Consider the following 23,121-nt stretch of genomic DNA (forward strand, 5'->3'; position numbering starts at 1 on the left):
AAATAGCCTTTGAGGCTAAAGGGATCCAGAAATCAGCTTAGACGCTAAATCAGAACCTGCATCAAATCAAATAGTTACCGGTCGGCGGTAAAAAACTGCATCGGTTGACTTTTTTCGCCATGGGCGGCAGGTTGGACGTCCATTCGGGTTGTTTCGACTTCGTAGAAGGTTATGCCCGATTTTGTGAAAGGGACATGAAAAAACGGTAGGGGAATCGTTTATCTGAAGGCTATTAAGCTGCTGTTCAGACTTCCCGCGTTTATGGCGTTTTTAGGAAAAGTCCTACAGGATTAATGTGTTTTATATGATCGTTATTTCACTTCTTAGTTGCTTCATTGAACTGTTTTCATTCAAGGCCGTTTCGTTTGATTGACTTACCTGTAGCTGATTCTCGCATGCCCCTGACCAATCCGCTGACCCTGTATCTGGCGCGACTGGCACCCTCCAGCCAGCTGACCATGCGCTATGTGCTGCAGGACGCCGCCGACCGCCTGGGCTTCGAAGACTGCGATATCGAGGAGATCCCCTGGCACAACCTGCAGCCCGAAGACGTGATCGCACTGGTGGCCACATTGCGTTCAGACGGCTATGCGCCGAACACGTCTTCACTGTATGTCAACGCGGTGCGCGGGGTGATGAACGAAGCCTGGCGCATGAGCCTGATCTCTCAGGAGCACCTGTTGAAGATGCGCTCGGTGAAGGGCATCGCCGGTACACGGCTGTCCCAGGGACGCAACCTCAGGCGTACGCTGATCCAGGAACTAATGGCGGTCTGCGCCGCCGATCCGCGGCCACAAGGCTTGCGGGATGCCGCGATCATCGGGATTTTATACGGCTCGGGAATGCGCAAGTCCGAATCGGTGAACCTGGAGTTGAATCAGGTCGACTTCACCCAGCGCAGCCTGCAGGTGACCGCCAAGGGCAACAAGCAATTGATCAAGTACGCGCCGGCCTGGGCCTTCGCCAAACTGCAAGCCTGGCTTGAATTGCGCCGCTCCCTGCTCAAGGAAGGCGAGTCGGACGATCCGTTTCTGTTCAATCGCATCCGCCGTGGCAGCCACATCACCCGTGAGCGCATCACCAAACATGCGATCTACTACATCGCCCGGCAACGGGGCGCGCAGGTCGGGGTGAAAATCATGCCCCACGACTTCCGGCGTTCATTCATTACCCGGGTGATCGAAGAGCATGACTTGTCGATTGCGCAGAAACTGGCGCACCACAGCAACATCCAGACCACGGCCAACTACGATGTGCGCGACGACAACGAGCGGCGTCGGGCAGTGGATCGATTCGACCTGTGAACCATTACAGCTCGCTCAACACGTGGGCGTGGCCAATGGTCGAGACCTGAACCGCGCTGCCGGCGGGTGGTGCGTACATGCCGGAACTGCGCACCAGCAGTGATCGCCCAGGTTGCTCGTCGCTGGTCAAGGACTGGAGCTCGACCGTCAGCGTGCAAGTGTTGCCGCTGAAATCCCGATCGGTGACCACGGCCCGGCAACCACCGGCTTCCGGGTCGCCGGGGTGGATGCTGGCCAATTGCAGCTGTTCGGGGCGCAGCATGATCTGCGCCGAGTTGTTGTTGCGGTGGTTGTTGACCGGAATCCGTCCCAGGTCGCAATGAGCCCAACCGGCCTCGATGCGTGCCGGCATCACCACCGCATCTCCCAGGAACAGGGCGGTCTGTTCGTCTTCGGGATAGCGGTAAAGGTCCAGCGGATGCCCTGACTGTACCAGTCGGCCCTGGCGCATCACCGCCAACTGGTCGGCGAACGACAGGGCCTCACTCTGGTCATGGGTAACCAGAATGGTGGTGACGCCCGCGTCTTCCAGCAGCCGCGCGACCATCTTGCGCATCGCGGCGCGCAATCCGGTATCGAGCGCCGAGAACGGCTCGTCCAGCAGCATCAGCCGTGGCTGTTGTGCCAATGCCCGGGCCAGGGCCACGCGCTGTTGCTGGCCACCGGACAATTCGTGAGGCCAGCGCTCGGCCATCTTCGCGTCCAGCGCCACGCTGTCCATCAGTTCGGCGACGCGCTGTTGTTTTTCAGAACCCTTGGTCGACAAGCCGAAGCCGATGTTCGCCGCCACGGTCATGTGCGGAAACAGCGCGCCGTCCTGCGGCACGTAGCCGATCAGGCGTTGATGGGCCGGCACTTCGTGGGTGTCGTCGACCAGGGTCTGGCCATTGAGCGAAAGACGTCCGGAATCGGGAAATTCGAAGCCGGCAATCATTCGCAGCAAGGTGGTCTTGCCGGAGCCGGACGGGCCGACGATGACCGTGCGGCTGCCGCTTGGCACCGACAGGCTGACGTTGTCCAGCGCGCAATGGGCGCCATAGGACTTGTAGAGGGCATTGAGTTCAAGAGTGTTCATCGGCCAGCCGTTTTTTTCGATTGGTGATAAAGAAGTCCGGTCAGCGGCAGCGACAGTACGACCATCAATAGGGCGTAGGGCGCCGCGGCAGCGTAATCGATTTCGCTGGTCATGGCCCAGAATCCGGTGGCCAGGGTGCGCGTGCCGTTCGGGGCCAGCAGCAGGGTGGCGGTCAATTCGTTGGTGATCGCCAGGAACACCAGCGCCGCACCGGCGGCGGCTCCGGGAGCGGCCAGGCGCAAGGTGATCAGCCACAGTGCCCGGGCCGGCGAACGGCCGAGGCTGCGGGCGATGTTCTCCAATTCCACCGGGGCCTGGGCAATGCCGGCGCGCAGGCTGACCAGGGCGCGGGGCAAGAACATCAGCAGGTACGCCAGCAGCACGGTAAAGGTGGTCTGGTAAATCGGCCGGGCAAAATGGATCGTGACGGTGACCAGGGCCAACGCCACGATAATTCCGGGCAAGGAACTGGTGATGTAGTTGCAGCTTTCCAGCACGCGTTGCATTCGGCCGGGGTAACGGATCGACAGCCAGGCAATCGGGATCGCCGCTAACGTTGTCAGCGCTGCACCGGCGACGCCGAGCAGCAGGGTTTGCTCCAGAGCAGGCAACAACTCGGCCATGTCCCAGACTTCCACGCCGCCGGCGATCAGCCATTTGCCCAAGGTGATCAAGGGCACGCCCAGGGCCAGGGCACAGGTCACGATTTGCAGCGTCAACGAGAGCAGGGTGGATGCCGGTTTCAGGCACACGACCCGTTGCTCCCGGGCGCTCCCCGAACCGACGCGAGCGTAACGTGCCGAACCCCGGGCGGCGGACTCGGCCGTCAACATGGCCAGGCAACACAGTGCCAGCACGCTGGCCAGCATGTGCGCCGCCGCGCCGTTGAAGGTCGATTTGAACTGGTCGAAGATCGCGGTGGTAAAGGTGTCGAAGCGGATCATGGCGTACAGGCCATATTCGGCCAGCAGGTGCAGACCGACCAGCAAAGCGCCGCCGCAGATCGCCAGGCGCAATTGCGGCAACACCACACGGAAAAACACTTTCCAGGGTTTGAGCCCCATGGACTCGGCGACGTCTTCGATGGCCGGGTCGAGCCGGCGCAACGTGGCCGCCACCGGCAAATACAGGAACGGGAAGTAGGCGATGACCGAGACCAGGACGCCGGCAAACAAGCCGTGAATCGGTGGCACCAGGCTGACCCAGGCGTAGCTGTGAACGAACGCAGGCACTGCCAGCGGTGCGGTGGCCAGCAACGACCACCAGCGCCGCCCCGGCAGATTCGTGCGTTCGGTCAGCCATGCCAGCGTCACGCCCAGCGCCACGCACAAGGGAATCGTCAGCAGTACCAGCAATACGGTGTTGACCAGCAGTTCACCGACCCGAGGGCGGAACACCAGGGCTACGGCGGTTGACCAGCCTGTCTGCAGGGACACGCCGATAACATAAGCGATCGGTAGCAGTGCCAGTAACGAAACCAGCACCGACAAACCGATCACCCATACACCGCCACGCCCGGCAAACAGTCCGCGGGATCGTCGACGCAATTGTGAGGGAGTCGCCTCGGCGACTTCCGCAGGCAGGGTTTCAGGCATCAATTAGAGCAGTCCGGCCTGTGTCATCAGCTCTACGGCTTTTTTGCTGTCGAGTTTTGAAGCATCGACAGTCGGCGCATCGAGTTGATTCAGAGGCACAAGTTTTGGGTTGGATTCAGCGCCTTTGCCGACGGCGTATTCAAACGACTTGCCGTTCTTCAGTACGGCCTGGCCGTCCTTGCCGGTAATGTATTTGAGGAACGCCTGGGCTTGTTCCTTGTGTTTGCTGGAAGCGAGGACGCCGCCGCCGGAGATGCTGACAAAAGCGCCCGGGTCCTTGTGCTTGAAGTAGTGCAGGGCGGTGTTCTTGCTGTTTTCCCCGGTCTTGGACTGATCCACCAGGCTGTAGTAGTGGTAGATCACGCCGCTTTCGATCTGCCCGGCATTCACTGCCTTGAGTACCGCGCTGTTGCCACGGTAGCTGGTGTAGTTGGTTTTCATCCCCTTGAGCCATTCCAGCGTGGCGGTTTCGCCCTTTTGTTGCAGGATGGCGGCGACGATGGCCTGGAAGTCAGCACCGCCTGGCGACGCGGCCCAACGGCCTTTCCAGCTTGGGTCGGCCAGGTCCATGATCGATTTCGGCAGGTTGGTTTCCGAGAGTTTGCTCGGGTTGTACACAAACACCGTGGAGCGTGCGGCGATCCCGACCCATTTGCCGTGGGCCGGACGGTAGGCCGGGTCAACCTGCTCCAGCGTGGCTTTATCGACAGGCGCGAACAGCCCGGCGTTGTCGACCAGCACCATGGCCGGGGAGTTTTCGGTCAGGAATACATCGGCCGGAGAGGCCGCGCCTTCCTGCACGATCTGATTGCCCATTTCGGTGTCATCGCCATTGCGCAAGGTGACCGGGATACCTGTTTCCTGGGTAAAACCCTCGACCCAGGCCTTGGTCAGGCCTTCGTGTTGCGCGTTGTACACCACGAGGCCGACGGAGTCAGCGGCATAGGCCTGGCCAGCGCTCAGCAAAGCGGTGGCCAGCAGGGCTTTTTTCAAGAACGAAGGGATTTTGGGAATCATTCTGCGGGCTGCTCCTGGTGCATTTTTTGAAAGTCATGTGCATTGAAACGCCAGTTAACCAATGCGAATCATTTGCATGTCTGGAATTGCAGGGAATGTAGAGATCCAAATGAGAAAATAACGTCAAAAAAACCGTTAATACATGTAATTTTCATTCAGATTAGCAGCAGTGTGCCCACTGTGGCTCGACTCGTCGATCAAACGATGTCGTCGATCAGAATGTGACGCTGCCCCGACGCCTTTTTTCACTCCCCTGAAGCCAGTTGCCGCTGGCCCCGCGTGGCGTTCACCGGGGTTGCGAAAGGATAGCTCGGTGATTGCCGGTGTGCCGGGGTACGGGGCCACCCGCTTCAACTCTTCGTCAACGGCCCAACCGGGGGACGTAGGGCGCAGGCCTTGTGGTGCTTTTTCTGGCCTGCCTGTCAGGGCTGGATTGGCGGGAAGATCAGTACCTGCAGGTTGCCACGCTGATAACGCGTGCCGTCGGCAGGTAGCGCCTCGACCTCCTGAACCTCATCAACGCTGTTGACCCGCATCACCACCCCGACCGAGCCTTTCTTGCGCGCCTCGGTCATCCATCGCCCGACATCTTGCAGGGTCACCTTGCGTTCGGCGACAGCGGGATCCTGTAGACCGTATTTCATTTCACCGACGACGTTGTAGAGCGCTATCTCCGGTCGGCCGGTCAGCCACGACAGGGCCGAGGCTGCCCCCAGGTCGTTGCTCAGCAGCGTGGTGGTCTGGTTCAGGCTGTCCAGGTGTTCGGAGATAAACCGGTCGGGCATCTTGCTGTCGACGATCTGACCCGGCATGGCGGCAGGTAGGAGCGCTACCAGTAGCCAGATGCCGAGGGCCGGCATTGCCCATAACGTCAATGGCCGCAGGATTTGCAGGGCATTGGCGATGATCCAGCCCAGCAATACGATGAACGCCAGGGACAGGCTGAACATCTCGGTATTTGCGAATATTTCTTTGCTCAGTTGCAGGTACAGCAAGGCCGTCAGGGCCGTCGTGGCAATGACGACGTTGAGCCATCCGTTGAGGCGAATCGTCCGTGCCCGTGCCTGTTGCAGCAGGCGGGTCAGGGCATCTCCCATCAGCAGTGCCAGCGGCAACAGGCACGGCATGATGTAGGTTGGCAACTTGCCGCTGCTCATGCTGAAAATCGTCAAGGGCAACAACATCCAGAGCAGTAGAAAACCGCTGACGGGCTGACGCTTGTTGTTCCAGGCCTGGATGAAGGTTGCTGGTAACAACGCAGCCCAGGGCAGGGTGGAAACGACCAGCATCGGCAGGTAGAACCACCACGGGCGGGCGTGTTGCGCGTTGTCGGCGGCGAAGCGGCGTACGTGCTCGTTCCAGAAGAAGAAATTCCAGAAATCCGGTTCTTGATGATGAATGGCCAGTGCCCAGGGCAGGCAGACGGCCGCGGCGACCACAACAGCCAGTGGCCCGTAATGCAACAGCTCGCCAATACGACGCTGCCAGAGCATGTAGGGCAGGGCGATCACCGCCGGCAGCAGCCAGGCCAGGAAGCCCTTGGTCATGAATCCCATGCCGCAGGCGATGCCCAGGACCGTCCAGGCACCCATCCGGGCACGCGTGGTGCGACTGTCGATGGCAAACCACAGGGAGACCAGGCTCAGGTTGACCCACAGGGTGAACTGCGGATCGAGGTTGGCGTACCCGGCCTGACCGGTAATCAGCCCAAAGCTCATGTAAAGCAGCGCGCAAGCAAAGCTTTTGCGCGGAACGCCCCAGAACCGGCGGGCAATCAGCCAGGTCAGCCACACGCTCAGCCCGGTAGTCAGCGCTGACGCGATGCGCACCCCGAACAGATTGTCGCCAAACACTGCCTGACCGATGGCAATCATCCAGTACCCGGCAATCGGCTTCTCGAAGTAACGAAGGCCCATGAAGTGCGGCGAGATCCAGTTCCCGCTCTGCAGCATTTCCTGGCTGATCTGGGCATAACGGGTTTCGTCGGGAATCCACAGGCCGTGGCTCATTAGCGGCAGCAAGTAGAACGCTATGAACGCCAGTACCAGGGCGAACAGCATCCAGCGCTCGTTGGCAGGTGTCGTTGGGGCGAGCAGGCGGGAAGAATGGCCAATAAAATCCGGCAGTGGCTGATTTGACGTCATGTCTGGACCTTGGCACTGAAAAGGCTGATTGAAGAAAGAGATGAAAGTTGCAAGAGGGAAAAGCGGGATGATATTGAACAGCGAGAAGTCAAGTCATGTTTCTCGCCGTTTGTTCAGCTGTTATTCAGTCAACTTTGAAGTAACTTGTTGCCAGAGTTTTCGCCGAGTGATGACTCAGTCTTTTTCTTATTGCAGAGTATTCCAGTCTTCGGCATTCACAATGCCGAGTACTTGCAGTTGCCCATTACCATCGATGTGGACAAACAACGAGCTGCCGTACTCGGCATCCTTCGCCGCATGCTTGAGGCCGGTCTGCTGTTCAAAGTCCGCGATGCAACCGCTGTGGGTCACCAGCACCAGGTTGCGATGGGCCACCTTGTGCGCCACGACATCGTTACGCAGGGTCGTGCCGCAGGTGGCCAGCCATTCCTGGGTCCGAGGGTCGCGGTTGAACATGTAATGCGCAGTCTGCACGGTGCGTGTAACGGGGCTGGTCAGGATGTCGGTCTGCGACAGGCCCAGGTGTGCCAGCCCTTGCCCGACAACGGCGGCCGCTTCACTGCCGACACGGGTAATGCCGTCAGCCGGGCCCAGGCAAGGATTGCTGGAACGGTCGCACCGCTCGGCATGGCGAACCAGCACCGCGATCTCGCCGGCATTCCATTGTTGCAGCAACCGGGCCCGGACCTGTGCACCTTCCTCGGCCAGATTGGTCGGGGATTTCGGCCACAGGACAAAGCCGGTGACCAGCACGGCGATGGTCAGTGCGCTAATGGCCACGACCGATTTGGACAGGCGCGAAGACGGTTTACGCAAGACGGAGTCGACCAAGTTTGTCCACCATTGAAGCGCCAGGGAAAGTGCTGTTTAACAAAACCTTAAACAGCACAAAAAAACTCCGCCGAAACCAAGTTCAGCGAATTAACTGGAGCCCAAGTTAAATCTGCGCAGGTGTCGGAACGGTGAACGGAATGTGAAAAAATTGCAGAGAGGGTTGGGGCGGGTAATTATTTAACTACTGGGAATTGTTATCTTTTGCTCTTGCGTAGGATGGCAGCGCTAAAATTAGGTTCTTCACGCAATCCCGGGAAACACCAATAACGCAATACCTGTAGGAGCCAGCCTGCTGGCGATGGACTCAAGCGCGCCGCGGTTATCCAGCTCACCCGCGTCATCGTTAACGACCATCGCTGGCAGGCCAGCTCCCACAAGGGACCATGCCCACGCCGAAACTGTAGGAGCCAGCCTGCTGGCGATGGACTCAAGCGCGCCGCGTTTATCCAGGTCACACGCGTTATCGTTAACGACCATCGCTGCGATGCGGCGACCCGACAAGCCAGCTCCCACAAAAGACCGTATGTGTAGCCAGCTTGCTGGCGATGGATGGCCTTCAGGACGAAGGACAACTCGCCTGGGGTCGTGTGGCCGCCTGGCTGATCAGCGCGGCCAGGCGTTTGATGTTGTTTTGCTGGGCAAGTACCAACTCATCGACAGTTGCGCCTGACGGCGTTTGCAAGGTGCTGCGGCAAATCACCTGGGCCTTGTTGCCCGGCTCGGCACTGCGCAGGCGCCATATCACGTCCATCAGCGCATATTGACCGGGGACAGAGTCAAAACGCTGCACATCGACCCGTACCGAATACTTGCCCTTTACGGGACTGTTGCTCAGTTGATCGGCCAGTGCACTGCGCAATTCCTCCACGAGGGTTGCACCCCACCAATGGCTTTCGAGGATCGCCAGGGTACTGTTGCCCTCGCGAATGACGATCTGCGCCCGATCGACCTGGGGCGGCAAGCTTATCGTCTCGATCTGAATCACCCCGACGGTGGTCGTCGAATGATTGCCCACCTGGGTCGGCGTCAGGGTATGGAACTGAATCGGGTCACTGCGGCAAGCGGCGAGCAGCAACAACGCGGTGAACACTGTGAATTTCAGCGGAAAAACCATGGGTGTTGCTCCTGTGCTCAATTGCGCGGTGGCCCTTGCAGATCCATGGGCGGGGCATTGTTCGGGCGGCCGCGAAGCAGCGACTCCGGATGCCGTCCCAGGTAATCCGATAGATCACGCAAGGATCTCGACGTGCGTCCCAGTTCATCCAGGGTCTGATTCAGTTTTTCCCGTTGCGGCGAGTCGTCGGCCAAGGTCGAACCGGCGGATTGCAAGGTCGTATTGGCGGTATCCATCGTCTTGCTGAAGTCCGACAGAGTGCTTTGCACGCCAGGCAGGATCTTGCCGTTGAATTGCGCCATGCCCTTGCGCAGTTCGACGAGATTGCCATCGAGATTGCCGGCGATTCGCTCGATCGGCAGTTTGTTGATCTTGTCGACCATGGCTTCGAGTTTTTCCTGCAATTGCTCGAGGCTGCCAGGAATGGTTGGAATCATGACCGGACGCGCCGTTGCATCGAAGGCGACTTTTTCTGCCTTGGGGTAGAAGTCCAGGGCAATGTACAGCTGGCCGGTCAGGAAATTGCCCGTGCGCGCCTGGGCACGCAGGCCGTTATCGATAAAGGTGCCGATCAGGCGTACGCCACCCGCTTCGTCATTGGGGTCATGATTGAGCGCCTTGAGCATTTTGTCGTGGGCCCTGCCCAGGCGTTGCGGGTAAATCACGATACCGACGTTGACCGGAAAGGAGCGAAGCTTCTCGTCGTAATCCAGATTGACCGACACCACCTTGCCGATTTCCACACCGAGGAATTCCACCGGCGCATCGACCTTGAGCCCGCGCATTGCCTGGTCGAAACGCATGGCCAGGTACTGCGGCTTGCCGTTTGGCGGGGCGAGGGCGGTTTGCTGGTCGTCGAACAGTTCGTAGGCGTATTCCGCAGCGGCCGGTTTATCGCCAGGGCTGTAGTCGGGTGCGCGGAAGGCAATGCCGCCCACCAGCAGGGAGGACAACGATTCGGTCTTGACCGCAAAGCCGTTGGCGCCGACGTTCACATCAATGCCGCTGGCGTTCCAGAAACGCGTGTTTTCGGTAACGTACTTATCGTTGGGGGCGTGGATGAACAGCTCGATGTTCACGCCTTTGCCATCCGGGTCCAGCGCGTAGGCGACCACCTGGCCCACCGGGATCTTGCGATAGTAGACCGGGGAGCCGATATCCAGCGAGCCCAGGTCCTGGGTGAACAGGGTGAAGCGCTTGCCCGGCTCGCCATAGGTGATGGGCGGCGGGTTTTCCAGCCCCGTGAAGTGTTTTGCCCGGCCGTTGGCCTGACCGATATCGGCACCGATGTAATCGCCCGACAGCAGGGTATCGATACCGGACACGCCACCCGCGCCAATGCGCGGGCGCACGACCCAGAACTGCGAATCCTCGCGGGTAAAGCTTTCGGCCTGCTTGGCCAGCTTGATGGTGGCGTTGACACTCTTCTGGTCGTCGCTCAGTTCCACATCCGAGACTTGGCCAATCACCACATTACGGTACTTGACCTCGGTTTTATTCGCCGTCAGGCCGCTCCCTGTCTTGAACGTGACAACGATGGTCGGGCCTTGCTGCAGAATGCTGTGAACCACCAGCGAAATACCCACCAGCACCGCGACGATCGGCACGATCCAGACCAGCGAAACGCTGAAACGGCGGGTCTTGATCGGTGCCTGCCCAGGGGCTTGCGGCCCGTCAGTGGCTTGCGACTTCATCCGTGACCTCCTCATTGTGCGGGTTTTCCCGCTCTTTATCCCAGATCATGCGTGGATCGAAACTCATTGCCGAGAGCATGGTGAACACCACAACCAGACCAAAAAACAGAATGCCCGGGCGCGGCTCGATGTCGGCCAGGGCCTGGAACTTCACCAGCGAGGCCACCAGGGCGACCACGATCACATCGAGCATCGACCAGTAGCCGATGACCTCGACGAAGCGGTACAGCGTCGAACGCTCTTTACGTGCCCACTCGCTGTCGCGCTGCACGGTGATCAGCAGCAAGGTGATGGCGACGAACTTGATGCCCGGTACCGCGATACTGGCAATGAAAATGATCAGGGCGATGTCCCAGGCCCCGGCTTCCCAGAACTCCAGCACGCCGCTCATGATCGTGCTGTCGGCACCATGGCCGACCATCTCGGTGTTCATCACCGGCAACAGGTTGGCCGGGATGTAAAACACCAGGGCCGCGATCATGTAGGCCCAGGTGCGGGTCAGGGAATTGGTTTTGCGCCGGTGCAGCGGCGCACCGCAACGCTCGCATTCGTGAGGTTCGCCAGTCATGTCGCAAGCCAGGCCGCAGGTGTGACACAGGCACAGGTTGAGCTCGTCGGCGTACGGAGGCGTGCTCATACAATGTCCCATAGTTCGCGGATGTCGCGCCCGGCGATGCGGATCATCATCAGGCTCAACACGGCCAGGGCAAACAACCCGATACCGGGCAGCACATCAAGCAGCCCGGCGAGTTTGATCACGGCGACCATGGCGCCCAGCAGGCAGACTTCGAGCATGCTCCAGGGCCTGAGGGTTTCCAGCCAGCGCATGCAGAACCTGAATCCGGGTGAGCGTTGTCCGGAGAGTGCGAAGCCCAGCACCCAGATCAGCAACAACAACTGGAAGATCGGCGCGATGATCATGGCGATCGCCGCCACCATGGCGATGAAGGTGATAGGCCCCAGGCTCAGGGCCAGCACCGAGTCCCAGAGGGTGGCGCTGTGCTTCGAGCCTTTGAGGCTGATGCTCATCACGGGATAGAAATTGGCGAAAATCCACAGCATGAGCGCGGTGAAGGTCAACGCAAGGCGCTGCTCCACCGTGAGGCCGTTATAGCGCTGAAGCACGCCACCGCAGCGCGTACACAAGGTTTTCTGATGTTTGGCGAGCGTGACTTTTTGGTAAACGCTGTCGCAGTGCTCGCAGATGATCAGCTGATCGGTAGTTGCCATGGGTCAAGCTCAACAAGAGGCAGGAAATTCAGAGCACCCCCTCAATATAGAAGTGCCTCGCGATTGAGCAAATCGAAAGTCGAAACAAGGGGATATAAAAGAAGTGGTTGCACTTGCAGGCAGGCATTTTGTGGCGAGGGGGCTTGCCCCCGTTGGGTTGCGAAGCGACCCCTTGCAGTTTTTCAGGAACCTGCAATTGACGAGACGGCGGGTGCTGCGCACCCGAACGGGGCGATGCGGCGATCCGACAAGCCCCCTCGCCACAGGGTTTTGTGTACCCGAACTAACCGAGCATTTCCCGCATCCGATACCAGAACATGCCAAGTGCCAGCAGTGGCGAGCGCAGGGCGCGTCCGCCGGGGAAGGTCATGTGCGGCACGGCGCTGAACACGTCGAAGCCTTTGCTGTGCCCGGCATGGATCGCTTCGCCCAACAACTTCGCGCACCAGTGGGTCACGTTCAGCCCATGGCCGGAGTAGCCCTGGGCGTAGTACACGTTCGGGTGCTGGCTCAGGCGCCCGACCTGCGGGAAGCGGTTGGCCGAGATGCCGATCATGCCGCCCCACTGATAGTCGATGCGCGTTTTGGCCAGTTGCGGGAACACCTTGAGCATCTGCGGGCGCATGTAGGCTGCGATGTCCGCCGGGTCGCGCCCGGAGTAATGACAGGAACCGCCGAACAACAGACGCCGGTCAGCCGAGAGCCGGTAGTAATCCAGGCCGACTTTCTGGTCGCACAGCGCGACGTTGTGCGGGATCAGTTGTCTGGCGGCGTCTTCCGACAAGGGTTCGGTGGCGATGATGTAGCTGCCCGCCGGGAGCACCTTGCCGCTGAGCTTCGGTTCCAGCTCTTCCAGGTGGGCATTGCAAGCCAGCACCAGCGTGGCCGCACGCACGGTGCCACCGGCACAGCGCACCTGCACGGTGCTGCCGTGGATCAACTCCAGCACCGGGCTTTGCTCGAAGATCTGCACGCCGAGGGACTCGGCGACTTGCGCTTCGCCCAGTGCCAGGTTCAGCGGATGCAGGTGGCCCGAGCCCATGTCGACCAGACCACCGGCGTAAACGCCGGAGTCCACCACCTTTTCGCGGATCTGGCCAGGTTCGATCAGGCGCGTTTCATGGGCGTAACCGGACTCGAGCAATTCGGCGTGTTCGGCCTTCAGCCCGGCAAAATGCGCCGGGGTGTTGGCCAGTTCACAGAAGCCCCAGCGCAGGTCGCAATCAATGCCGTGTTCGCGGATGCGTTGGGCCACGACTTGCACCGATTCGACCCCGGCCTGCTCCAGGTACTGCACGCCTTCGGTGCCCACATGTCTGGCAAAGCCGCTGACGTCATGGCCGATGCCGCGTATCAACTGGCCGCCGTTGCGCCCGCTGGCGCCCCAGCCAATTCGCCGGGCCTCCAGCAGGACCACCGAGAGCCCGCGCTGGGCCAACTCGATGGCGGTGTTGATGCCGGTGAAACCCGCGCCGACCACGCAGACATCGGCCACCAGGTCCGAGGCCAGCGCGGGACGCTGCCTCATGCCCTTGGCGGACGCTGCGTAATAGGAGTGGGTATGTTCCTGGGTGTACTGATTCATTTGTTGGACTTCACTTTGCTCCACGAGCGGGTCATCAGGCGCATGATCGACTGTGGCGGCGTGGTGGAGATGTAGAGTTTGTCGAGGACCTCCTGGGGCGGATACACCTCGGGGTTGCTGACCAGTTCAGGGTCCATGTACTGCTTGGCGGCCGGGTTCGGGTTGGCGTAGCCGACCGACGCGCTGACCTTGGCAATCACTTGCGGGTCCAGCAGGTAGTTGATGAAGGCGTGGGCCTCTTTCGGATTGCTGGCGTCGGCGGGGATTGCCAGCAGGTCGAACCACAGGTTGGCGCCTTCCTTGGGAATGGCGTAGGCGATGTTCACGCCGTTGTTGGCTTCCTTGGCGCGGTTGGCGGCCTGGAACACGTCGCCCGAGTAACCGAACGCCACGCAGATGTCGCCGTTGGCCAGGTCCGAGACGTACTTGGAGGAGTGGAAGTAGGTGATGTAGGGTCGGATCTGCAGCAGCTTGGCTTCGGCCTTCTTGAAGTCCTCAGGGTTTTCGCTGCGCGGGTCCATGCCCATGTAGTTGAGGATTGCCGGGAACACCTCGTCCGCCGAGTCCATCATCGACACGCCGCAGGCGCTGAGCTTCTTGATGTTTTCCGGTTCGAACAGCACGGCCCAGGAGTCGATCTTGTCGATGCCCAGCACCGCCTTGACCTTGTCGACGTTGTAGCCGATGCCGTTGGTGCCCCACAGGTAGGGCACCGAGTGGGCGTTGCCCGGATCGTTTTTCTCCAGCAGCGCCAGCAGTTTCGGGTCGAGGTTCTTGAAGTTCGGCAACTGCTCGCGATCGAGCTTGAGGAACGCGCCGGCCTTTACCTGGCGGGCGAGGAAGTGGTTCGACGGCACGACCACGTCATACCCGGTGCGACCGGCAAGCAGTTTGCCTTCCAGGGTTTCATTGGAATCGAAAACGTCGTAGATCACCTTGATCCCGGTCTTGGCCTGGAAGTCGGCGAGGGTGGTTTCGCCGATGTAGTCGGTCCAGTTGTAGACACTGACCTGGGGTTGGGCCTGGGCAATGGTGCTGAACACCGCTGCCAGTGCGACCGGGACCATGGATTTCAATAGACGCATATCGATACCTTCTTGGAATTATTGGATTCTTCAGGTGATTCTTTAGTGGTCTGTCGGCCCTCATCGCGAGCAAGCTCGCTCCCACAGGGGAACGCATTTCAAATGTGGGAGCGAGCTTGCTCGCGATGGGGTCATTACGAACGGTGAAGATCTCAGACGCTAAGCATCAGGAACTCACGCTCCCACGAACTGATCACGCGCTTGAAGTTCTCGTGCTCGGCGCGTTTGACCGCGACGTAGCCCCGTACGAACTTGCTGCCCAGGTAGCGGCTGATGGTGTCGCACTCTTCCATCTGGGTCAGGGCGTCTTCGATGGTGATCGGCAGGCGCAGGTTGCGACGCTCATAGGCGCGGCCCTGTACTGCGGCACTTGGCTCGATACGCTCGACCATGCCCAGGTATCCGCACAGCAGGCTGGCGGCGATGGCCAGGTACGGGTTGGCGTCGGCGCCCGGCAGGCGGTTTTCCACGCGCATGGCGTCCGGGCTGGACGTCGGTACGCGCAGGCCGACGGTGCGGTTTTCTTCGCCCCATTCGACGTTCACCGGTGCCGAGGTGTCCGGCAGGAAGCGGCGGAACGAGTTGACGTTCGGCGCGAACATCGGCAGCACTTTCGGGATGTACTTCTGCAAGCCCCCGATGTGATGCAGGAACAGCTCGCTCATGTTGCCATCGGCATCGGCGAAGATCGGCTGGCCGGTAGCAATGTCCACCACGCTCTGGTGAATGTGCATGGCGCTGCCAGGCTCGTCGCCGACCGGCTTGGCCATGAAGGTTGCCGCTACGTTGTGCTTGAGCGCCGCTTCACGCATGGTGCGCTTGAACACGGTGATCTGGTCGGCCAGGTCCAGTGCGTTGCCATGACGGAAGTTGATTTCCATCTGCGCCGGGCCGTCTTCGTGGATCAGCGTGTCGAGGTCCAGGCCCTGCAGTTCGCACCAGTCGTAGACGTCTTCGAACAGCGGATCGAATTCGTTGGCCGCGTCGATGGAGAACGACTGGCGACCGCTTTCGGCGCGGCCCGAACGGCCCATCGGCGCCTTGAGCGGCAAGTCCGGGTCTTCGCAACGCTGGGTCAGGTAGAACTCCATTTCCGGCGCGACAATCGGCCGCCAGCCTTTGTCGGTGTAAAGCTGCAGGACTTTCTTCAGCACGTTGCGCGGCGACAGTTCGATCGGGTTGCCGAACTTGTCGAAGGTGTCGTGGATCACGATGGCGGTCGGCTCGATGGCCCACGGCACCACGTAGACGGCGTCGGCGTCCGGCTTGCAGACCATGTCGATGTCGGCCGGGTCGAGCAGGTCGTAGTAGATGTCGTCGTCGACAAAGTCCCCGGTTACCGTTTGCAGAAGGACACTTTCCGGCAGGCGCATGCCTCGCTCATGCAGGAACTTGTTGGTCGGTGCAATTTTGCCGCGTGCAATGCCGGTCAGGTCGCTGACAACGCACTCGACTTCGGTAATCTTGTGATCTTTCAGCCAAGTGAACAGCTGATCGAAAGGGACATTCATAAAGACCTCGTTATTGGTTTTATTAACGCCAGGAGAGGCCGGTTTCATCCGCCGGACACTTCCCCTGTAGCGCGTTGAGGTCTATCTTGGGCGAGCCTTGTGGTTCCATCTATCCACTTTAAGCAGCACAAAGCGCACCAAAAGAGTGCGTAAGGTCACCCATGACAGGTTCCAATTCCCTCCAGGTCCAAGCCTTCAACACCGCCGATGTCGCCGAGCAAATCCGCGCCACACCGGGTTGGACCCAGCATTACCAGCAGATGTCGCCGGGGCATTTCGCGGGGTTGGTGCGCTATCTGGATCTGCAGGGCGTGGAGATTTACGAAGAGTCGATGAATACCCGGGTCGAGCAGAATTTCAGTGCGCCCCAGGGCTCGTTGTCGTTCTGTTTCGATCGTGGCGACAACGCGCTGTACGTATTGAATGGCGAAAGTCGCAACATCTGGATCACCCCGGAGAACTACCAGGAAATCGCCGTGGTGTTCGGGCCGGAGTTTGTAAAACGCCACAGCCTCGACATCGCCCGGCTCGAAGGGCTGTTCATGGCGCCGCTTAACTCGCAGCAGAACGCGCTGTTCTGCCGCTGGCTCAGCGGGACCCTGACGCGCCTGTCGCAGACCTTCGATCCACCGAGCCGCGAAGCGCTGACCCAGCAATTGCTGGACGACTGTCTGTTCATTCTCGACAACGCCTGTGTCGGCCTCGACCAGGGCGCCTTGCAGCGCCGTGCCGGAGAGCGGGCGATCATGAAGCGGGTAGGGGAATGGGCGGCGGATACCCCGGAGGAACACCTCAACCTGCTGGAACTGTCCCAGGTGGCCGGGGTTTCACTGCGCCAGTTGCAGCATGCGTTCAAGACCTACACCGGCATGGCGCCGACCCAATGGTTGCGCCTGCGCCGCCTCAACAGCGCCCGCCGCGAATTGCTGAGCCGCACGCCGACGCAAACCACCGTGGCCGAAGTGGCGATGCACTGGTCGTTCTGGCACCTGGGGCGGTTTTCCAGCAGCTATCGCGCGCTGTTCAAGGAGCTGCCGAGCGACACCCTCAAGCGTGCAAGTGTCGCGCAGCCCATCGGGCGCGGCCGGCGTTAAAACGTCGGCGGCGTAATCACCCAGATCACCACCGCGTCCACATCGCCGGGGTTGCCGTAGCGGTGCGGCTCCTGGCTGGAAAAGCTGAAGCTGTCGCCTTCATTGAGCTGGAAATGGCGCTCGCCAACCCACAGCTCGAAGCTGCCGGACAGCAGAAAACCGGCTTCTTCGCCGTCGTGGCTGTAGCTTTGCTGGCTGTAGGTGCCGGGCGGGAACCGTGAGTGGAGCATTTCCAGTTGCCGGTTGGCTTGCGGGGTCAGCAACTGGTCGACGATGCCGTCTTCGTAATGCACGTTCAGGCGGCTGTTCTTGCGCACCACGACGCCATCGTCTTCGGGGGCGGTGACCGCTTCACTGGCGAAGAACCACTGGATGGTGACACCGAGGCTGCGGGCAATGTTGAACAGCGCCGGAATCGACGGGTAGGCGAGGTTGCGCTCCAGCTGGCTGATGTAGCCGGCGGTGAGTTCGCTCTGTTGCGCCAGTTCCGCCAGGGTCATGCCCCGGCGTTTGCGCAGGCCGCGAATGCGCGTGCCGAGGAAATGCGGTTCGGCGCTGCCGGGTGCGGGCTGTGTGGTGCTGCTGTTGCTCATGGTCAAATCCGAACCGGGAGGAGTGGCGCAAATCCCTGTAGGAGCGAGCCTGCTCGCGATGGTCGCCAACGATAACGCTGGAAGCCTGACACCCAGCGGTGTTCTCCGGTTCATCGCGAGCAGGCTCGCTCCTACAGGGGTGGTGTTAGCCGTCTAAGCCCCGGAGTATAAACAGCCTTAAAGCTCCCACGCGACTTTCAGCCCTTCATAAATCGCTTCTTCGGCGGTGCGCGGCGCCAGGCAGTCGCCGATGCGGCGAAACTCCACCAGCCCTTGCAGCTCGGCGCCCAAGGTATCCACCGGTTGATGACCCTGGCACAGCACCAGCGTATCGATGTTCTCCATCAGCATCGGCTCGCCGCTGGCGGTGTGTTGCAGGTAGACCGTGTTGTCATCGCAACCATACAGCCGCGCGTACGGCGTGATCGGCACGCCCAGTTTATGCAGCTCGCCGGCCAGTTGATCGCGCACGTACAGCGGCAGGTTTTCCCCGCAATGGGTGCCGTTGACCGCCAGTTGCACCTGATGCCCGGCACGCACCAGGCGCTCGGCGATGCCGGGGCCGATCCAGTCGCAGCGCCAGTCGACCACCACCACCGAACGGCCGATCTGTACCTCGTCGCGCAACACCTGCCAGGCATCCACCACCTGCAATTCACCGCCACGCTCGAAGGTTGGCCAGTAGGGCTCGGCACCGGTGGCGACGATCACCATGTCCGGTTTTTCCTGTTCCACCAGTGCCCGGTCGACCCGGGTGTTGCGCACCACGCGCACGCCAGCCAGCTGCATTTCCCGCTGCAGGTTGGTGCTGGCGCCGCCAAACTCACTGCGCCGTGGCAGCAACTGCGCGAGCAACACCTGGCCGCCCAGTTGTGAACCGGCTTCGTACAGGGTCACGTCATGTCCGCGCTGGGCGGCGACAGCGGCTGCTTTCATCCCGGCCGGGCCGCCGCCGGCGATCATGATGCGTTTGCGATTTATCGCTTGTCGGCGTTCAGCAAAAATCAGCTCGCGGCCGGTTTCAGGATGCTGAATACAGGAAATCGGCAAGCCCTTGTGGAAGTGCCCGATGCACGCCTGATTGCAGGCAATGCACGCGCGCACGTCCTCGACGTGGCCGGTGTCGGTCTTGTTCGGCATCTGTGGATCGCAGATCAGCGCCCGGGTCATCCCGCACACATCGGCCTGGCCGCGAGCCAGAATCAGCTCGGCTTCCTGGGGCTGGTTGATGCGCCCGGTGACGAACAGCGGAATGTTCAAGCCAGCCTTGAACGTCCCGGCTTCCTTGGCCAGGTATGCCGCTTCGATCGCCATGGGCGGCACGATATGCACTGCGCCGCCAAGGGACGCCGAAGTCCCGGCGACGATGTGCACGTAATCGAGCTGCGCTTGCAGTGACTGTACGGCAGCCAGGGATTCGTCTTCGGTCAGGCCTTCGGGGTCGCGCTCGTCGGCGGAAATGCGCAGGCCGATGATGAACTGCTCGTCGGTCGCCGCCCGCACGGCTTGGATGACTTCGCGCAGGAAACGCAAGCGCTGTTCCAACTCGCCGTTGTAACCATCGGTGCGCCGGTTGACCCGCGGATTGATGAATTGCGCCGGCAGGTAACCATGGCTGGCAACCACTTCGACGCCATCGATCCCGGCCTGATGCAGGCGGCGGGCGGCAGCGGCATAACCGGCGACGATCTCGTCGATCATGGCCTGATCGAGGGCGCGGGGCATCACCCGGAAACGTTCGTTGGGCACTGACGAGGCCGAATAGGCCACCGCCAGCAGGCCATCGCTGGACTCCATGATCTCCCGACCCGGATGGAACACCTGGGACAACACCACAGTGCCGTGGGCATGGCAGGTTTGCGCCAGTTTGCGATAGCCCTCGATGCACGCATCGTCGGTGGCCATCAGCACATGGGAGGTGTAGCGCGCACTGTCGTGCACACCGGCCACTTGCAGCACGATGAGCCCGGCACCGCCTTCGGCACGCGCCCGGTGGTAGGCGATCAATTGCTCGTTGACCAGATTGTCGGTGGGCATCGAGGTGTCGTGACCGCTGGACATGATGCGGTTTTTCAGGCGCTTGCCACGGATTTCCAGGGGTTCGAACAGGTGCGCGAAGGCAGGTGTCGGCATGGTGCGATTACTCCAGACAGGCTGACCTTTGTAGGAGCGAGCCTGCTCGCGATGGACTTGAGAACGCCGCGGGGTGTCAGGTACCCAGCGTTATCGTTGACGTCCATCGCGAGCAGGCTCGCTCCTACAGAGGTAACAGGTTTTGTGCGTTGTTATTATTGCGCTATAGAAATTTACCTTCAGTAAAAAATCAACTTGTTTTTTTACTATGGCGTGGAGTAATTTCATTTCGAGCCCGCTCCCGGGCCGTACCTCACAACAATAAAAAAGGGCTGCGCCGGCCTCTGTCCGGACGGCACCTGCAAGAGGAACCCTCGATGAAATCGCACACGCTCAAGCACGGTTTTTATCCCTTGGTGTTGTCCGTGGCCATGGGCCTGGGCAGCGCTCAGGCAGCATCGGACATGGTGGTGGTCGGATACGGCGGAGCCGGACAAAAAGCCCAGGACGTGGCGTTCTTTCAACCCTTCGCCGCCGTGGATCAAAGCAAGGTGATCCAGAGCGAATACAACGGCGAGATGGCCAAAATCAAAGTGATGGTCGACACCGGCAACGTCGACTGGGACGTGGTGCAGATCGAAGGCCCGGACCTGATGCGCGGCTGCGAGGAGGGCATGTACGAGCGCCTGGACTGGACCCGCCTGGGCCACGCCGACCAGTTGATCCCCGAAGCGGCACAGGAATGCGGTTCCGCCGCACTGGTGTGGAGCGTGGCGATTGCCTACGACACCGACAAACTGGCCCAGGCCCCGACCTCCTGGGCAGACTTCTGGGACGTGAAGAAAACCCCCGGCAAGCGCGGACTGCGCAAACGTGCGGTGTACAACCTGGAATTCGCCTTGCTCGCGGACGGCGTGAAGACTGAAGACGTCTACACAGTACTCGGCACCCCGCAAGGCGTGGACCGGGCATTCGCCAAACTCACGGAACTCAAGCCTTACATCCAGTGGTGGGAAGCCGGCGCGCAACCGCCGCAGTGGCTGACCGCCGGCGACGTGGTGATGACTTCGACCTACAGCGGGCGCATCGCCGACGCCGCGCAGAAAGGCAGTCACCTCGGCCTGGTCTGGCCCGGCAGCCTGTACGGCATGGACTACTGGGCGATCATCAAAGGCTCCAGGCACGTGGATCAGGCCAAGCGCTTCATCGCCTTCGCCAACCAACCGGACGCCCAGGTCAACTACGTGCAGCAGATCCCTTACGGCCCGACCAACATCCAGGCCGCCGCGCGGCTGGACGACAAACTGGCGCAATGGGTGCCCACCGCGCCGCAGAACCTCAAGGGCGCGCTGTCGATGAACGTCGGCTTCTGGGTCGATCATGGCGAAGAGCTGGAAGAGCGCTTCAACGCCTGGGCCAGTAAATAAACACGGATGGCTGGACGTGTCCGAGCGTCCAGCCTTACTGTCTGCCCAGCCGATCAGCCTGGAGAACCACGACAATGAATAAAATCGCCAGCCACCTGGCCCCTGAACGCCGCGCCACTGAGCAGCGCCTGCGTGAGGAACTGGCGGCCTGCTACCGCCTGATTGCGCACTTTCGCATGACCGATTTGATCTTCACCCACATCTCGGTGCGCATTCCGGGGCCGGAGCATCACTTTCTGATCAACCCTTACGGGCTGATGTTCGACGAAATCACCGCGTCCAACCTGGTGAAAATCGACCTCAACGGCCATGCTGTAGAGACCTCGCCGTACCCGGTCAACCCGGCCGGTTTCGTGATTCACAGCGCCATCCACGGTGCTCGTGAGGATGCGCAATGCGTGCTGCACACCCACACCAAATCCGGTTGCGCGGTGGCGGCGTTGAAGTGCGGGTTGTTGCCGGTGAACCAGATTTCCATGGAGTTCTATGGCCGCGTTGCCTACCACGATTATGAAGGCGTGGCGCTGGACCTGAGTGAGCAGCAACGGCTGGTGGCGGACCTGGGTGATAAATCGGTCCTGATGCTGCGCAACCATGGTTTGCTGACCGTGGGCGAGACGGTGAGCCAGGCGTTCCTGCGCATGTACTACCTGGAAAAAGCCTGTGAAATCCAGTTGGCCGCGCAAGCTGCCGGTGAGGTTGTTTTGCCGTCGCACGAGGTCTGCGCGCACACCGAGCGGCAGTTCAATGATCCGGGGCGGCCGTTGGAGGAGGGCGAGTTGAACGATCCGGATGCCATGCAACTGGCCTGGGCGGCGTTGTTGCGAATGTTGGATCGGGTGGCGCCGGGTTACCGCGACTGATCCAGATCCTGTGTTGTTTGAGCTGGCCTCTTCGCGAGCAAGCCCGCTCCCACAGGGGATTTGCACCGTACGCAAAACCCTGTGGGAGCGGGCTTGCTCGCGAAGCAGGCGCCGCGGTCCATCTGACTGGAGACAAGTCCCACTCTTGCTGTACAGTCGTTCAGCCCGCCGCCAACCCGCGCGGGCCCAAACGATTGAACCAAGGAGCGTGTCGCCCATGAACCAGGAAGCCCGTTTTTCCCGCATGGAACCGGAGCTGCGCAAAGCCAACCTGATCGAGGCGACGCTGGTGTGCCTCAAGCGTCACGGCTTCCAGGGCGCGTCGATCCGCAAGATTTCCGCCGAGGCCGGGGTCTCGGTGGGGCTGATCAGCCATCACTATTCCGGCAAGGATGAACTGGTGGCCGAAGCCTACATGGCGATCACCGGGCGGGTCATGACCCTGCTGCGCGACGCCATGGAGCAAGCCGCACCGAATGCCCGGGAGCGGTTGTCGGCGTTTTTCCGCGGTTCGTTTTCCGCCGAACTGCTCGATCCGCAACTGATCGATGCCTGGCTGGCGTTCTGGGGCGCGGTGAAAACCGCCGAGGCGATCAACAAGGCCCACGATCATTCCTATGGCGAGTATCGCGCCATCCTGCGCAAGGTGCTGGCGGAACTGGCCCAGGAAGAGGGTTGGGAAAACTTCGACGCCGACCTCGCCGCCATCAGTCTCAGCGCCTTGCTCGACGGCCTGTGGCTTGAGTCCGGGCTGAACCCCGGCACCTTTACCCCGGAACAGGGCATCCAGATTTGCGAGGCCTGGGTCGATGGTTTGCAGGCCGGTGGACGCCAGCGCTTTTGCGTGCAGACGAGCGACTGTTGATCAGTTGTTCAACACTGG

General features: G+C 60.8%; 19 protein-coding genes. 5 read left to right on the forward strand and 14 right to left on the reverse strand.

Going from position 1 to position 23,121, the window contains the following annotated elements; all coding sequences use genetic code 11:
- Positions 1 to 365: 365 nt before the first annotated feature.
- Entirely contained in the window at positions 366 to 1,304 is a 939-nt protein-coding gene (locus tag PMI26_RS16255) for a site-specific integrase (RefSeq protein ID WP_033047831.1), read from the forward strand.
- A 4-nt stretch (positions 1,305 to 1,308) separates the two neighbouring features.
- Here the strand turns inward: PMI26_RS16255 and PMI26_RS16250 are convergent, their stop codons facing one another.
- From PMI26_RS16250 to PMI26_RS16195, 12 genes are all read right to left on the reverse strand, one after another.
- Entirely contained in the window at positions 1,309 to 2,379 is a 1,071-nt protein-coding gene (locus PMI26_RS16250) for an ABC transporter ATP-binding protein (RefSeq protein ID WP_007974309.1), read from the reverse strand.
- Positions 2,376 to 3,974 carry an ABC transporter permease gene (locus PMI26_RS16245; protein ID WP_007974311.1) on the reverse strand — a complete coding sequence of 533 codons (1,599 nt, stop codon included), beginning with the start codon at positions 3,972 to 3,974 and terminating at the stop codon, positions 2,376 to 2,378. The genes PMI26_RS16250 and PMI26_RS16245 overlap by 4 nt, the downstream gene beginning before the upstream one ends.
- Positions 3,975 to 3,977: 3 nt before the next feature.
- Positions 3,978 to 4,991, reverse strand: coding sequence for an iron ABC transporter substrate-binding protein (locus PMI26_RS16240; RefSeq protein WP_007974313.1), 1,014 nt, complete (start codon positions 4,989 to 4,991; stop codon positions 3,978 to 3,980).
- 422 nt (positions 4,992 to 5,413) lie between these two features.
- The gene (gene arnT, locus PMI26_RS16235) at positions 5,414 to 7,135 is read right to left on the reverse strand and encodes a lipid IV(A) 4-amino-4-deoxy-L-arabinosyltransferase (RefSeq protein WP_007974315.1); all 1,722 of its coding nucleotides are present in this window, start codon (positions 7,133 to 7,135) and stop codon (positions 5,414 to 5,416) included.
- A gap of 186 nt (positions 7,136 to 7,321) precedes the next feature.
- A complete protein-coding gene (locus tag PMI26_RS16230; protein ID WP_007974317.1) occupies positions 7,322 to 7,966 on the reverse strand; it encodes a histidine phosphatase family protein in 645 nt (214 codons plus the stop codon).
- A 559-nt stretch (positions 7,967 to 8,525) separates the two neighbouring features.
- Positions 8,526 to 9,083: a PqiC family protein gene (locus PMI26_RS16225; protein ID WP_007974319.1), complete on the reverse strand. Its 558-nt coding sequence runs from the start codon at positions 9,081 to 9,083 to the stop codon at positions 8,526 to 8,528.
- Positions 9,084 to 9,100: 17 nt separating this feature from the next.
- Positions 9,101 to 10,777 carry a PqiB family protein gene (locus PMI26_RS16220; RefSeq protein WP_007974320.1) on the reverse strand — a complete coding sequence of 559 codons (1,677 nt, stop codon included), beginning with the start codon at positions 10,775 to 10,777 and terminating at the stop codon, positions 9,101 to 9,103.
- The gene (locus PMI26_RS16215; protein ID WP_007974321.1) at positions 10,758 to 11,414 is read right to left on the reverse strand and encodes a paraquat-inducible protein A; all 657 of its coding nucleotides are present in this window, start codon (positions 11,412 to 11,414) and stop codon (positions 10,758 to 10,760) included. The genes PMI26_RS16220 and PMI26_RS16215 overlap by 20 nt, the downstream gene beginning before the upstream one ends.
- Positions 11,411 to 12,007: a paraquat-inducible protein A gene (locus PMI26_RS16210; RefSeq protein ID WP_007974323.1), complete on the reverse strand. Its 597-nt coding sequence runs from the start codon at positions 12,005 to 12,007 to the stop codon at positions 11,411 to 11,413. Before PMI26_RS16210 ends, PMI26_RS16215 begins: the two co-directional genes overlap by 4 nt.
- A 283-nt stretch (positions 12,008 to 12,290) precedes the next feature.
- On the reverse strand, positions 12,291 to 13,592 hold the full coding sequence (locus tag PMI26_RS16205; RefSeq protein WP_007974325.1) for an NAD(P)/FAD-dependent oxidoreductase: 1,302 nt from the start codon (positions 13,590 to 13,592) through the stop codon (positions 12,291 to 12,293).
- A complete protein-coding gene (locus PMI26_RS16200) occupies positions 13,589 to 14,677 on the reverse strand; it encodes a polyamine ABC transporter substrate-binding protein (protein WP_007974327.1) in 1,089 nt (362 codons plus the stop codon). The genes PMI26_RS16205 and PMI26_RS16200 overlap by 4 nt, the downstream gene beginning before the upstream one ends.
- Before the next feature lie 152 nt (positions 14,678 to 14,829).
- Positions 14,830 to 16,188 (reverse strand): glutamine synthetase family protein, encoded by a 1,359-nt coding sequence (locus PMI26_RS16195; RefSeq protein ID WP_007974329.1) that lies wholly within the window; start codon positions 16,186 to 16,188, stop codon positions 14,830 to 14,832.
- Between the two features lie 161 nt (positions 16,189 to 16,349).
- On the opposite strand from PMI26_RS16195, the gene PMI26_RS16190 reads away from it, so the two are divergent.
- Positions 16,350 to 17,282, forward strand: coding sequence for a helix-turn-helix domain-containing protein (locus PMI26_RS16190; RefSeq protein WP_007974330.1), 933 nt, complete (start codon positions 16,350 to 16,352; stop codon positions 17,280 to 17,282).
- Here PMI26_RS16190 and PMI26_RS16185 read toward each other — a convergent pair.
- Both PMI26_RS16185 and PMI26_RS16180 read right to left on the reverse strand, forming a co-directional pair.
- The gene (locus PMI26_RS16185; RefSeq protein WP_007974332.1) at positions 17,279 to 17,875 is read right to left on the reverse strand and encodes a cupin domain-containing protein; all 597 of its coding nucleotides are present in this window, start codon (positions 17,873 to 17,875) and stop codon (positions 17,279 to 17,281) included. The genes PMI26_RS16190 and PMI26_RS16185 overlap by 4 nt on opposite strands.
- A gap of 177 nt (positions 17,876 to 18,052) precedes the next feature.
- Positions 18,053 to 20,008 carry an oxidoreductase gene (locus PMI26_RS16180; protein WP_007974334.1) on the reverse strand — a complete coding sequence of 652 codons (1,956 nt, stop codon included), beginning with the start codon at positions 20,006 to 20,008 and terminating at the stop codon, positions 18,053 to 18,055.
- A 317-nt stretch (positions 20,009 to 20,325) separates the two neighbouring features.
- Here PMI26_RS16180 and PMI26_RS16175 point away from each other — a divergent pair, with 317 nt between their 5' ends.
- The 3 genes from PMI26_RS16175 to PMI26_RS16165 all read left to right on the forward strand — a co-directional run bounded on the left by PMI26_RS16175 (position 20,326) and on the right by PMI26_RS16165 (position 23,103).
- The gene (locus PMI26_RS16175; RefSeq protein WP_007974336.1) at positions 20,326 to 21,375 is read left to right on the forward strand and encodes an ABC transporter substrate-binding protein; all 1,050 of its coding nucleotides are present in this window, start codon (positions 20,326 to 20,328) and stop codon (positions 21,373 to 21,375) included.
- A 74-nt stretch (positions 21,376 to 21,449) separates the two neighbouring features.
- Positions 21,450 to 22,238, forward strand: a complete 789-nt coding sequence (locus tag PMI26_RS16170; RefSeq protein ID WP_007974339.1) for a class II aldolase/adducin family protein — start codon at positions 21,450 to 21,452, stop codon at positions 22,236 to 22,238.
- A gap of 217 nt (positions 22,239 to 22,455) precedes the next feature.
- Complete coding sequence (locus PMI26_RS16165) at positions 22,456 to 23,103, forward strand: TetR family transcriptional regulator C-terminal domain-containing protein (RefSeq protein WP_007974341.1); 648 nt, start codon at positions 22,456 to 22,458, stop codon at positions 23,101 to 23,103.
- Positions 23,104 to 23,121 lie beyond the last annotated feature (18 nt).

The organism is Pseudomonas sp. GM33, from assembly GCF_000282295.1.
Classification (GTDB): domain Bacteria; phylum Pseudomonadota; class Gammaproteobacteria; order Pseudomonadales; family Pseudomonadaceae; genus Aquipseudomonas; species Aquipseudomonas laurylsulfatiphila.